Below are 12584 nucleotides of genomic sequence, written 5' to 3' on the forward strand. Positions count from 1 at the left end.
GTGATATTGTCCGTCGCGTGTTCGATATCACCCCCGAAGAATGGACGGCGATCGAGCTTTCGCTTCGTGTCGCCGTCGTCGCCACGCTGGTATCCACGCCAATCGGCATCGCCGTGGCGTGGCTGCTGGCGCGCCGCGATTTCTGGGGCAAGGCGCTCCTCGATGCGCTGATCCATCTGCCGCTGGTGCTGCCGCCCGTCGTCACCGGATATCTCCTGCTGCTGAGCTTCGGGCGGAAAGGGCCGGTCGGTGAATTCCTCGACCACTATCTCGGCATCGTTTTCTCGTTCCGCTGGACCGGCGCGGCGCTCGCCTGCGGCGTGATGTCTTTTCCCTTGCTGGTGCGGCCGATGCGGTTGTCGATCGAGGCGATCGACCGCAGGCTGGAGCAGGCCGCGGGCACGCTCGGTGCAACACCCTGGCAGGTGTTTCTCACCGTGACGCTGCCGCTCGCGCTGCCCGGCATCGTTGCCGGGATGATTATGGGTTTTGCCAAAGCGCTCGGCGAATTCGGCGCGACCATCACCTTCGTCTCGAATATTCCCGGCGAGACGCAAACCATTTCATCGGCGATCTATTCGCTGATCCAGACGCCCGATGGCGATTTGCCCGCGCTGCGGCTCGTCATCATTTCCGCCATCATGGCCATCGGCGCATTGGTTGCGTCGGAATTCTTCGCGCGGCGGGCGCTGCGCCGCGTTCACGGGCTGTGACATGCTGAACGTCGATGTCACCAAGCAGCTCGGCACACTGAAGCTCGAAGCCGCGTTCCAGAGCGACAGTCCCGTCATCGGCCTGTTCGGGCCGTCCGGTGCCGGCAAAAGCTCGATCATCCACATGATCGCAGGCCTGTCGAAGCCCGACCGCGGCACCATCGTCATCGGCGGCGAAACGGTTGATGACACCGCGAAGGGCCTGCATGTGCCGCCCTATCGCCGCCGCATCGGCTACGTGTTTCAGGACGCGCGGCTGTTTCCCCATCGCAACGTCGCACAGAATCTCGATTACGGCCGGCGCATGAACAAGCTCGCGCCGGACCCCACTCATCTCAAGCGCATCCTCGATTTGCTGGACATCGGCCATCTCCAGACCCGGCGGCCAGGGCAATTGTCCGGCGGCGAACGCCAGCGCGTCGCGCTCGGCCGTGCGCTGCTGTCAAAGCCGCGATTGCTTCTGCTCGATGAACCGCTCGGCTCGCTCGATCAGGATCGCAAGGCGGAAATCCTGCCCTATCTCGAGCGGCTGCGCGACGAGGAAAACATCCCGATGGTCTATGTCAGCCACGATCCGGACGAGACGCGCCGTCTCGCAGGCCATGTGGTGATGCTCAAACACGGACGCATCGTCGCACAGGGCGGCCCGGAGATTCTTCCCGCTTAACGAAGTTTCTTCAGCTCATCCTTCAGCACGCCGAGGCCTTCGAGCAAGGCCGGGCCGCCGCACAGCGTGTAGCGCGACGGCAGGCTGATGCGCCTGGTCTCGTCGTAGCGCGCGCGCAACGCAGGATGGGTGAGAAACAGCGCGCCCTGATCGGTGGCGTGGCTCGCCGTCTCCTGCAACACCAGAATATCCGGCCCGGCCGTCAAAAGCGTTTCCATGTCCATGAAGCCGCCGATGCCACCACGCGCATTCGGCGGCGGCTTCAATCCGGCCGTGGCCAGCATCGATGCGACAAGGCTCTCGGTGCCCTCCGTATAACCTTCCCGCTGCAAAACGATGGCGGTGCGTGGCGGCTTCAGCGCCACGGCTTTGAGATCGTTTTCGGCGCGTTGCAGTTTGTCGGCCAGCGCCTCGCCGCGTTCGGGATGACCGAGAAGCGCTGCGATCTCGCGCACCTGCGCGCGCGCCTCATCCAGATTGCGGACCAGCGCGACCTCCACCACGCGCAGGCCGGTCGCAGCCAGAATCGTCTGCGTCGGGCGATCGCTGAACCCGGACAGCACCAGATCGGGCGCGAGATTGACGATCGATTCCGAATTCCAGTCGATCTTCGGAAAGGCCGCGCCCTGCTTCGCCATGACCGACAGCGTGCCGTCCGTCGCATAGGGCGACAGGGCCGCGATCTGCGAAGGGTCGGCCAGCGCCAGCAGCAACTGGTCCGCGCAAAGGTTGAAAGACACCACATGCTTGGGGGGAGCGGCCCTGCAACCGGCGCTGCCAAGCAGCAGGAGACAAACGCCCAGGGACGCTTTCCAGATCGACATTTTCCAGACCGGCATTGCCCTGATCGCCATTTTCTTGATCGCAGCACCCTGTTATGCCACGCCCACCCTGTCGCGCCAGCCTTTGGCGCGCTGAATCAGCCGGAATGAGATGGCCTTCGACCGACCGGGAAGTTTGCTCACGCTTCTGCTCGCAGCACTCGTCACAGTGCTGTTCGCGGCGTCGTTGATGACGGGCCCCGCCCATTTTGGCGCGGAGACCGTGGCGAAATCTCTGGTCTCCGATCAGGGAGTCGCCTCGATCATCGTCCGCGACGTGCGCCTGCCGCGCACGCTGCTCGCTGCCTTGATCGGCGCCACGTTCGGGATCGCGGGCGCATCGCTGCAGGGATTGCTGCGCAACCCGCTTGCCGAACCGTCGCTGTTCGGCGCACCACAGGCCGCCGCCGCGACCGCAGCAGGCCTGATGGCGTTCGGGCTGGTCAGCCCTGTCTCGCTCGCGGTCCCGCTCGGCGGCATCGCTGGTGCATTGCTTTCGGTCGGCGCGCTGGTCGCCATCGCGGGCCGTCGCGCTTCGCTGACCATGACGCTGCTCGCGGGCCTCGCGCTTGCAAGCCTCGCAGGTGCCGCCATCGCGCTCGTCCTCAACCTCGCGCCCAATCCCTACATCGCGCTGGAGATCGCATTCTGGCTGCTCGGCTCGCTGCGCGACCGCAGCATGATCCATGTCTGGATCGCGGCACCGTTCATGATCGCGAGCTGGATCGTGCTTGCCGCGAATGCCCGCGCCTTTCGCGCCTTGACGCTCGGCGAGGATGCAGCCTCCTCGCTCGGCGTCAACGTCGGGCGGGTGCGAATCTGGGTCGTGATCGGCGTGGCGCTCGGCGTCGGCGCCGCCGTGTCGGTCGCGGGCGCGATTTCCTTCGTCGGCCTCGTAGCACCCCATCTGGTGCGGCGGTTCTACGGCTCCGACCCGGCGCGCACGCTGCTGCCGTCCGCACTGGCAGGCGCGGCACTTTTGCTCGCCGCCGACATCATCGTGCGGCTGGTGCCCGGCCCGCTGGAAATCAAGATCGGCGTCATCACCGCGTTGATCGGCGTCCCGTTCTTCATCGCGATGATCTTCCGCGAACGTCAGGTGCTGGAGGAATCGGCATGAAACCCGACCTCGCCCCTCGCCTTCGCGCGGACAACCTCACCGTCCATCGTGGCGCACGCATCATCGTCACCGGTGCCAATCTCGTTCTGAATGCGGGCGAGCTGACCGTGCTCGCCGGGCCGAATGGCGCCGGAAAGACCACATTGGCCCGCGCCATGGCGGGGCTTATTCCCTCGCAGGGCAATGTCAGCCTCGACGGCACCGTGCTCGCCGCCATGAGTGCACGCGAACGCGCCCGCGCGCTGGCCTATCTGCCGCAGGGCCACGAATTCCACTGGCCGATGAGCGTCGAGCACATCGTGGCGCTGGGCCGGGAGCCGCATGCCGATCCGTTCTCGCAAGTGACGCCCGAGGATCGCGCCGCCATCCTGGATGCGATGGAAGCAACCACCACCGACGCGCTCGCCACCCGCATCGTCACCACGCTGTCCGGCGGCGAACGGGCCCGCGTCGCGCTCGCGCGTGCGCTCGCCACACGGGCTTCCGTGCTGATCGCCGACGAGCCGATCGCCGCGCTCGACGAACGTCACCAGCTCATCGTCATGGAATTGCTGCGCGGCATCGCCCATCAGGGCGCGGCGGTGCTGGCGATCATTCACGATCTCACGTTGGCGGCGCGGTTCGCCGACCGCGTGGTGCTGATGAACGAGGGTCGCATCATCGCCAACGACACGCCGGTGGCGGCGCTGACGCCGGAACGCATCGCACAGATCTTCAATATCTCGGTGCACCGGATCGAGACTCCGGATGGGCCGCTGCTGATCCCCTCGCGCGCGCTCTAAAACTGAAGATTCCGTCCACTAAGTACTCGACAGCCTCTTCCAGAGCCGCAGGACCTTGCGCTGGATCGCCGGGATACGCCGCGGCACGCGGATCGGCCTTTCATCCTGCGACAGCCGCAGACCGATGACATTGACGCGGTTGCCGCCGATGCCGCGCGCCACCAGCGCGATGGAGCCGAGCGGCAACGCCGCGCCGACCCGCGGCGCGCCGTCCAGATGGATGTCGAAATAATCCGCCAGCGTCAGCGGCTTCACGTCCGCCGGGACATCGATGCCATAAACCTCGCCGACGGCCTCCAGCGTCACGTCTCCCGCGAGCATGAAGTCCCCGAGCAAATTCGGATCGGGAGCCGTGGCGGGCGCCATGTCGACGAAAAAGCGGTCGAGCGCGCCGGCTTTCTCCGGCGGCGCGAGCAGATAGAGATAATCGCCCTTCTGCACCGGCGCCGCTTCGGCCGCGGAGAGAATCTTCTCCTCGCGGATCACCAGCGTCGGCTTCGACCATGATGGAATGAGGCCCCGTTTCAGGAACAGGCTGTTCGGCCGCACGGCGTAACCGACCAGTTGCTGCTCAAGCTGTCCGGGCAGGTCCAGTTCGATACGGCGCGGGCCGCGATCGGTGCGCGGCAGAGCGACATGCAATTTCCTCGCGGCGAAACCGAGCGTCCAGCCCTGCAGCAACAGGGACACCATCACGACGATGAAAGCCACGTTGAAATAGATCTGCGCCTTCGGCAGGTCCAGCAGCAGCGGAATCGACGCAAGGAAGATCGCAACCGCGCCGCGCAAGCCGACCCATGAGATGAATATTTTTTCCCGCAATTGAAAAGGAAACGGCGCGAGACAGAGAAACACCGCCACGGGGCGTGCGACAAACATCAGCGCCAGCGCCACCACCAGCGCGGGCAGCGCCACCGCCACCAGCTTGTCGGGCGACGCGAGAAGGCCGAGCAGCACGAACATCACGATCTGCGCAAGCCATGTCGCGGCGTCGAGAAACGTCAGCACCGAATTGTGCGCGCGCGTGGGCCGGTTGCCGATCACGATCCCGGCGAGATAGACCGCGAGAAAGCCGGAGGCGTGATCGATCTGCGCGAAGCCGAAAATTACCAGCGCCGCCGTCGTCACGAACGGCGCGTGCAGACCCTGCGGCAGGGAAATCTTGTTCAGCGCGAACACCACGAGCCGCCCGCCGACCAGACCGATGACGATGCCGAGCACGGCCTCCTGCGTGAACTGCCAGAAGATGTGCGATGCCGAGCCTTTCCCGAGCGACAGGAATTCCACCAGCACCATCGTGAGGAACACGGCGAACGGATCGTTGGTGCCGGATTCGACCTCCAGCGTCGCGCCGATGCGCGGACGAAGACGCAGGCCCTGCGCATGAACCAGAAGAAATACCGCCGCGGCATCGGTCGAGGCGACCACGGCGCCGAGCAGGAAGGATTCCGGCCAGTTCAGATCGAGTACGTATTTGGCGACCGGGGTCGTCAGCAGCGCCGTCAGAAGGACGCCCACGGTGGCGAGGACCGCCGAGGGCGCGAGGACCGCGCGGATGCTCTGGAAGCGCGTCTTCAGTCCGCCGTCGAACAGGATCAGCGCCAGTGCCGTGGAGCCGACCAGATAGGCGATCCTCACATCGTCGAATTTCAGCTTGCCGAGGCCGCCTTCGCCCGCGAGCAAGCCGAGACCAAGGAAGACCAGCAACAATGGCGCGCCGAAGCGGAGGGCCAGCAAGCTCGACAATATGCCAGCCATGATCAGCACGGAGCCGAGCAGGATCGTGAGACTGACGGAATCGAGGATGGCCATGGGCGGCGGGGGCTTTCGACTTGCGCTTCAATCTGCTTATAGGTGTCACGGCGGATCGCCAAACAAAATCTCGGCATCATAAATGCGCCGGATTCCCGGCGCTAAACGCATCGCATCGCGACCGGCGCGCGCCATGTGCGACCCTTGCGCAAGCCTTGCCGATATTGACGCCTGCGTCGCAAGGACGCATGAGAAGACGAATTCCCCCTGCTTCACCTGACGGGACCTGCCAATGGATTGGGACGACCTGCGAGACGCCCTGAATCGCGCGCTGCAATCCATCGGCGGGGAAATCACCTCGCCGTGGTTCTATCTGCAGTTCGGCATCATCCTGGTCGCCGCCGGTATCTCGCTGGCCTTGGGAAGCAGCCTGCGGGCCCGATTCGACGTGACCTCGCTGACGATGGGCTGGCCGGCGCCGCTGCGGCTGTTCGCCCGGACCGTGATGCAACGCGCCGGCACGATCATTTTCGCGCTGCTGGCCGAAATATCGCGGGTGGTCATGGTCCAGACCGGGCTGCTCTATCGCGGTTACGTGCTGTCGACGGCGGTCAATCTCGCGACCGCCTGGCTCATCATCCGCATCGCCACCAGCGTAATCCGCAACGAATTCGTGGTCCGCGTGGTGTCCATCGCGGCATGGGCCGTGGCCGCGCTCAGCATCATCGGCCGCCTCGACGATGTGTCCAGCGCGCTCGATTCGATCTCGATCACCATGGGCACGCTGCGGCTGACGCCGCTGGTGCTGATCAAGGCGGGCGTGCTGCTCGCCATCGCGATGTGGCTCGTCAGCGCGGCCGGCAATTTCATCGAAGCCCGGATCGCCCACTCGCGCGACCTCACCCCGTCGGTTCAGGTCCTGCTGATCAAGCTCGTGCGGGTCGCGCTCGTCGTCGCCGCCATCGCCATGGTGATGTCGGCGGTCGGCATCGATCTGTCGGCCTTCGCGCTGTTCTCGGGGGCGATCGGCGTCGGTCTCGGCTTCGGCCTGCAGAAGATCATCGCCAATTTCATCAGCGGCGTGATCCTGCTCGCGGACAAATCGGTCAAGCCGGGTGATCTCGTCACCATCGGCGACAGCACCGGGAAAATCAGCTCGATGAACACCCGCTACATCTCGGTGGCGGCGGGCGACGGGCGCGAGATTCTGATTCCGAACGAGGATCTCGTCACCCAGCGCGTCATCAACTGGACCTATACCGACAAGACCATGCTGGTGAAGGTCAACTTCGCCACCAATTACGAAGCGGACCCGAACCGGGTCTGCGAATTGGCCGTCGACATCGCCCGCAACACGCACAACGTCGCGACCTTCAAGGCGCCGAATTGCCTGCTCACCGAATTCGCCGAAACCGGAATGAAGTTCGCGCTGACCTTCTGGGTCGCCGATCTCGATGTCGGCATGGACAATGTCCGCAGCAACGTGATGCAGGGGCTCTGGACCGCCTTCAAGAACGAAAACATCCGCGTGCCCTACCCGGTGCGCGAACTCCGTGTCCGCAGCGGCGCGCTGCCGGTGGAAACCATCCTCGAGGTTCCATCGGACAATTCCGGCCCCGCCGCCAAGCCCGGCGCGGAATGACCCGCACCCCGGGCGCAAAGGTTGCGAATTGGCGGCAAGGCATTAAATTAGCGTGATCCGGCCAGCGTGCCCGCAACCCCTTCGAAGTCAGACTTTCCATGAATTACGTTGACGCTACCCAGGCTGCCGCGCGCAAGACCGGCCAGATCAAGCTGCACGGCCCGGCTGGCTTTGCCGGAATGCGAAAGGCCGGTGCGCTGACCGCCCAATGCCTCGACGAGCTGGTGCCGATCGTGCGGCCGGGCATCTTCACCTCGCAGATCGATGAATTCGTCCGCAAGTTCGCGATCGCGCATGACGCCATTCCCGCGACGCTGATGTATCGCGGCTACCGCCACTCGACCTGCACCTCGATCAACCATGTGGTCTGCCATGGCATCCCCGGCGACCGCCAGTTGAAGGAAGGCGACATCGTCAACGTCGACGTCACCCTGATCGTCGACGGCTGGTACGGCGATTCCAGCCGCATGTACACGGCGGGGGCGATCTCACGGCGCGCCGAGCGGCTGATCGACGTGACCTATGAGGCGATGATGCGCGGCATCGCCGCCGTCAAGCCGGGCGCCACCACCGGCGACATCGGCCATGCGATCCAGAGCTTCGTCGAGCCGCAGCAGATGAGCGTGGTCCGCGATTTCTGCGGCCATGGCCTCGGCCGGCTGTTTCACGACGAGCCGAACATCATCCATATCGGCAAGCCTGGAGAAGGCGTGGCGCTGCGCCCCGGCATGATCTTCACCATCGAGCCGATGATCAATCTCGGCAAGCCGCACGTGAAAATTCTCTCCGACGGCTGGACCGCGGTGACGCGGGACCGCTCGCTGTCGGCGCAGTTCGAGCATTCCGTCGGCGTGACGCAGGACGGCGTCGAGATTTTCACGCTCTCCCCCGGCAAGCTCGACAAGCCTCCCTACAACGCGGCCTGATTTCGTAGCGGACGCGCCGCAATTGCTTCTTGCAAAAGATGGCAGGCACGGCATGGTGGCCACAGTCAGTTCGCGACCGTGCCCCCATGTCTGAAAACGCTGACGATCCGTCAGACCAGTCCGGCTTCTCCGAAGCGCCGCATTATCACGGCCATCGGGAGCGATTGCGGGACCGCTTTCGCGATGCAGGCCCCGATGCCCTCAGCGATTATGAGCTGCTGGAAATGGTGCTGTTTCGCGCGCTGCCGCGGCGCGACGTCAAGCCGTTGGCGAAAACGCTGATCGCGAGGTTCGGCTCATTCGCCGAGGTGGTCCATGCGCCGGAAGCGCGGCTGCGCGAAATCAACGGACTGGGCGATGCCGCCGTGACCGAGATGAAGCTGATCGCGGCAACCGCAAGCCGCGTCGCCAAGGGGCAGGTCAAGCAGCCTACCATGCTGTCGTCATGGTCGAACGTGATCGACTATTGCCGCACCGCCATGGCGTTTGCCGACAAGGAGCAATTCCGGATCCTGTTTCTCGACAAGCGCAACCAGTTGATCGCTGACGAACTGCAGCAGGTTGGCACCGTGGATCACACGCCGGTCTACCCCCGCGAAGTGGTCAAGCGCGCGCTGGAATTGTCGGCAACCGCGATCATCCTGGTCCACAACCATCCCACTCCAACCATTTTGATCACGTTCGATCACGCTGCTTCCTATTGAATCACTTGAATTTTCTGGCTTGTCGTAGAGCCGGACGTTATGGCATATTGGGGTCGGTTTTGAGGGGGATCAGTCGCCCTTTTGACCCCAGTCGCCGACCCCTACTACCCGTCTGGCGACCCCACTTGAGAGCCGATGGGAGAGCCCAGTGCCAAGCCTTACCGATGGAGAGATACGCCGCGCTCTGAAACAGGTGGAGCAGACCGGCAAGCAGCTAAGCCTGATCGATGGCGAGGGGCACGGCACCGGCCGTCTGGTCCTGGTCATGAAGCCGATGCCCACGCGCGTCACGGCGGACTGGATGGCACAGCAGTGGCGAGATCAGAAGCGCCTCAAAAAGAAGCTCGGCTCGTATCCGTCGATGTCGCTCAGCAAGGCGCGCGAAGTTTTCGGCCGCGATTTCGCCGACATGATTCAGAAGGGTCGGAGCATCAAGATCGCCGGCGACACACGCCCCGGCACCGTGGCCGATCTTTTCGAAGCCTATGTCGCTCACCTAAAGGCGTCGGATAAGTCGTCCTGGAAGGAAGCGGAGAAAGGCTTCAACAAGATCGCCGATACGCTCGGGCGCAACAGGCCCGCTCGGGACATCGAGCCCGACGAAATCACGGATCTCATTCGGCCGATCTATGACCGCGGCAAGCGCTCGATGGCGGATCACGTCCGCAGCTACATCCGATCCGCGTATAGCTGGGGCCTCAAATCGGAGCACGACTATCGTAGCGCGTCGCAGCGACGCTTCCGCCTCGCCTACAATCCCGCAGCCGGCATCCCCACGGAACCCAAGAAAGTCGGCACCCGCTGGCTTGATGAAGAAGAGTTCCTGCGCCTGTATCGCTGGCTGGAATGTCCGGACACGCCGGTTCACCCGCCCTACACGCGGGCCGTCCGCATTCTCATGCTCACGGGGCAGCGCGTCGAGGAGATCGCCCGCCTGCATGTCGATCAGTGGGACGCGAAGGAACGGATCATCGACTGGTCGAAGACCAAGAACGGCAAGCCGCATGCCATTCCCGTCCCAGAAGTCGCGGCGGAGCTGATCGGGTCCATCAAGCCCAACGCGCACGGCTGGTTTTTCCCTTCCGCGACCGACCCGACCAAACCCGTCAGCCACGGCACGCTTTACTCGTTCATGTGGCGTCAGCGCGAGCGCGAGGTGATCCCGGTCGTGACCAACCGCGATCTACGCAGGACCTGGAAAACGCTTGCTGGACAGGCCGGCCTGTCGAAGGAAATTCGCGACCGGCTGCAAAACCACACGCTCCAGGACGTCAGCTCGAAGAGCTACGATCGCTGGAACTACATGCCGGAGAAACGGGCCGCGATGAAGAAGTGGGATGCTTTCGTCCAGGCCATGCTGAACAAGAAGCGTCCCAAGGCGGCCAAAGCAAAGCGCGCGCCGATCACCCATGGCGCCGCTGAAGAAGCGGCTCAGCAAGCGGCCTGACAGTGACCAGCAGACGTTCCCGAAAAGCGCCCGCCAAGAAAGGCGATCCCCGTCGGCCGAGGACGGTGGCCGACGCTCCTTCTCCGGACGCGCAGGGTTACGTCACGCTGGTCGCCGAGCTGAAGCGGCGCATCACTGATGCCCGGCTTCGCGCGGCCCTGTCGGTCAACCGCGAGCTTGTGCTTCTCTACTGGGGGATCGGCAGAGACATCCTTTCCCGTCAGGAAAGCGAGGGCTGGGGCGCCAAGGTCATCGACCGGCTTGCGGTCGACCTCGGGCGCGCCTTTCCAGAGATGACCGGCCTGTCCGCCCGAAACCTCAAATATATGCGTGCGTTCGCAGAGGCGTGGCCAGATCTCGAATTTGTGCAACAGGTTGTTGCACTATTGCCCTGGGGCCATAACGTCCGCCTGCTTGACGCCGTGAAGGCGGCCCCGGAGCGGACATGGTACGCGCGCCAAGCTATCGAAAACGGTTGGAGTCGGAACGTCCTCGTTCATCAGATCGAGAGCGGCCTGTTCACCCGTCAGGGGGGCGCTCTCACGAATTTCACCAGGACGCTACCGGCTGGGCAGTCCGAACTCGCGCAGCAGATTCTCAAAGACCCCTACAGCTTCGATTTCCTGTCGCTCGGACCCGAAATGCTGGAGCGGGATCTTGAGCGAGGGCTGATCGAACATCTGCGCGCGCTGATCCTCGAGCTCGGCAAGGGATTCGCGTTCGTCGGCAGCCAATATCATCTCGAAGTCGCCGGTCAGGACTACTACCTCGATCTTCTCTTTTATCACCTGCGGCTGCGCTGCTTCGTCGTCATCGAACTTAAGATCGACGACTTCAAACCCGAATTCGCCGGGAAGATGAATTTCTATCTCTCGGCCGTCGACGACCAGCTACGGCACAAGGACGACCAGCCGACCATCGGAATTATCCTCTGCAAGGGCCGCAACGAGGTGGTGGTCGAATACTCGCTCCGCGACACCGCTAAGCCGATGGGTGTCGCCCAATACAAAGTCTCGCCCTCGCTCCCCTCCCGACTCCAGAGGGACCTTCCGACGATCGAGGAGCTCGGACGGGAGTTTCCCTTGATGTCCGTGGTCAAGCTGCGCATCGAGATCGAGCGCGCGCTTCGAGACTACGCTGCCGCCAACGGCTTCGCGCCGACCCGGCCAACCGGGATCGGCCCCATGTTGCAGGATCTCCAGCGGCGCGGCCTTGCGCCGCCGAGCGCCCGCGCGTTCATAGAGGCGCTGCGCGTGATGAACGAAGCTTCTCACGGCGTCGCAGTCGACCCGGACGCGACTGAACATGCCGTCTCCGTCGGCACGGCGTTTCTCGCGGAGCTAACTGACCAGCGTCGCGATGTTTGATCCGGAGCGCTCGCCGATCTCCTTTGATTGGCCCGATCGGACCGCGGTTCCGCTGATCGTCCCTTGGCCGACCAGGGGCGACATCGGCGGCATGCTCGAATTCCGCGAGACCTCGGAATGGTTGGCGTTTCTGCGTCAGCGTGATCTTCATCCCGCCGTGCCGCTCATTGTGGCGGCCAAATATCAGCGCGCCCAGAAGCTCTACGCGCTCGCTTGGCTGGAGTTCGACCTCATCAAGGCCGGCGAACTCGTGGCGCTCACCGCGCTCGAGCTGGCGCTGCGCGACCGATATGGCGCCTGCGCGCCAAAACGCGGCCGGCAATCGCCAACACTGGAAGGTCTGCTGCGCTATTTGGTCGAAGGCGACGGCCTCACCGATGGCGCTTTGTCCTTCGTGCGCCAGTACGGTGGTTCGGTCCTTCTGCAGCTGTATGAGACCGATGCCGCGCGCGCGGCGCGCCAGGCAACGCAATCACCTCCGCAGACCACTCTGGCGGCTATCCGCAATAGCTTGGCCCATGGCGATCCATTCGACGGCCTTCCCTGGAGCGGCCTTCTCGAATTGGTGCGAGACCTTATTCATTATGCCTATCGAGACATGATCTCCGAGATGACAACATAATCGGCGGGCAAAAAAGCATAG

12 protein-coding genes are annotated in these 12584 nt (G+C 64.0%); 10 read left to right on the plus strand and 2 right to left on the minus strand.

The window, feature by feature from the left end; all coding sequences use genetic code 11:
- The first annotated feature begins 17 nt into the window (after positions 1 to 17).
- Positions 18 to 713 (plus strand): molybdate ABC transporter permease subunit, encoded by a 696-nt coding sequence (gene modB, locus AFIDRAFT_RS04790; RefSeq protein ID WP_009338072.1) that lies wholly within the window; start codon positions 18 to 20, stop codon positions 711 to 713.
- Between the two features lies 1 nt (position 714).
- On the plus strand, positions 715 to 1380 hold the full coding sequence (modC, locus tag AFIDRAFT_RS04795) for a molybdenum ABC transporter ATP-binding protein (RefSeq protein ID WP_009338073.1): 666 nt from the start codon (positions 715 to 717) through the stop codon (positions 1378 to 1380).
- On the opposite strand, the gene AFIDRAFT_RS04800 is transcribed toward modC, so the two are convergent.
- Positions 1377 to 2219 (minus strand): ABC transporter substrate-binding protein, encoded by an 843-nt coding sequence (locus tag AFIDRAFT_RS04800; protein ID WP_009338074.1) that lies wholly within the window; start codon positions 2217 to 2219, stop codon positions 1377 to 1379. The genes modC and AFIDRAFT_RS04800 overlap by 4 nt on opposite strands.
- A gap of 94 nt (positions 2220 to 2313) precedes the next feature.
- On the opposite strand from AFIDRAFT_RS04800, the gene AFIDRAFT_RS04805 reads away from it, so the two are divergent.
- Positions 2314 to 3321, plus strand: coding sequence for a FecCD family ABC transporter permease (locus AFIDRAFT_RS04805; protein WP_009338075.1), 1008 nt, complete (start codon positions 2314 to 2316; stop codon positions 3319 to 3321).
- Positions 3318 to 4103, plus strand: a complete 786-nt coding sequence (locus AFIDRAFT_RS04810; protein WP_009338076.1) for an ABC transporter ATP-binding protein — start codon at positions 3318 to 3320, stop codon at positions 4101 to 4103. Before AFIDRAFT_RS04805 ends, AFIDRAFT_RS04810 begins: the two co-directional genes overlap by 4 nt.
- An 18-nt stretch (positions 4104 to 4121) precedes the next feature.
- Here AFIDRAFT_RS04810 and AFIDRAFT_RS04815 read toward each other — a convergent pair whose 3' ends face one another.
- Positions 4122 to 5915, minus strand: a complete 1794-nt coding sequence (locus tag AFIDRAFT_RS04815; protein ID WP_009338077.1) for a potassium/proton antiporter — start codon at positions 5913 to 5915, stop codon at positions 4122 to 4124.
- 232 nt (positions 5916 to 6147) lie between these two features.
- Here AFIDRAFT_RS04815 and AFIDRAFT_RS04820 point away from each other — a divergent pair, with 232 nt between their 5' ends.
- The 6 genes from AFIDRAFT_RS04820 (at position 6148) to AFIDRAFT_RS04845 (ending at position 12563) form a co-directional block, all read left to right on the plus strand.
- Positions 6148 to 7497 (plus strand): mechanosensitive ion channel family protein, encoded by a 1350-nt coding sequence (locus tag AFIDRAFT_RS04820; RefSeq protein ID WP_009338078.1) that lies wholly within the window; start codon positions 6148 to 6150, stop codon positions 7495 to 7497.
- Between the two features lie 98 nt (positions 7498 to 7595).
- On the plus strand, positions 7596 to 8423 hold the full coding sequence (map, locus tag AFIDRAFT_RS04825) for a type I methionyl aminopeptidase (RefSeq protein ID WP_009338079.1): 828 nt from the start codon (positions 7596 to 7598) through the stop codon (positions 8421 to 8423).
- Between the two features lie 86 nt (positions 8424 to 8509).
- Entirely contained in the window at positions 8510 to 9127 is a 618-nt protein-coding gene (locus AFIDRAFT_RS04830) for a JAB domain-containing protein (RefSeq protein ID WP_009338080.1), read from the plus strand.
- Between the two features lie 148 nt (positions 9128 to 9275).
- Complete coding sequence (locus AFIDRAFT_RS04835) at positions 9276 to 10574, plus strand: site-specific integrase (RefSeq protein WP_009338081.1); 1299 nt, start codon at positions 9276 to 9278, stop codon at positions 10572 to 10574.
- Between the two features lie 65 nt (positions 10575 to 10639).
- The gene (locus AFIDRAFT_RS04840; protein ID WP_009338082.1) at positions 10640 to 11941 is read left to right on the plus strand and encodes a PDDEXK nuclease domain-containing protein; all 1302 of its coding nucleotides are present in this window, start codon (positions 10640 to 10642) and stop codon (positions 11939 to 11941) included.
- Complete coding sequence (locus tag AFIDRAFT_RS04845; RefSeq protein WP_009338083.1) at positions 11934 to 12563, plus strand: hypothetical protein; 630 nt, start codon at positions 11934 to 11936, stop codon at positions 12561 to 12563. The genes AFIDRAFT_RS04840 and AFIDRAFT_RS04845 overlap by 8 nt, the downstream gene beginning before the upstream one ends.
- Positions 12564 to 12584 lie beyond the last annotated feature (21 nt).

The organism is Afipia sp. 1NLS2, from assembly GCF_000178995.1.
Taxonomy (GTDB): domain Bacteria; phylum Pseudomonadota; class Alphaproteobacteria; order Rhizobiales; family Xanthobacteraceae; genus Afipia.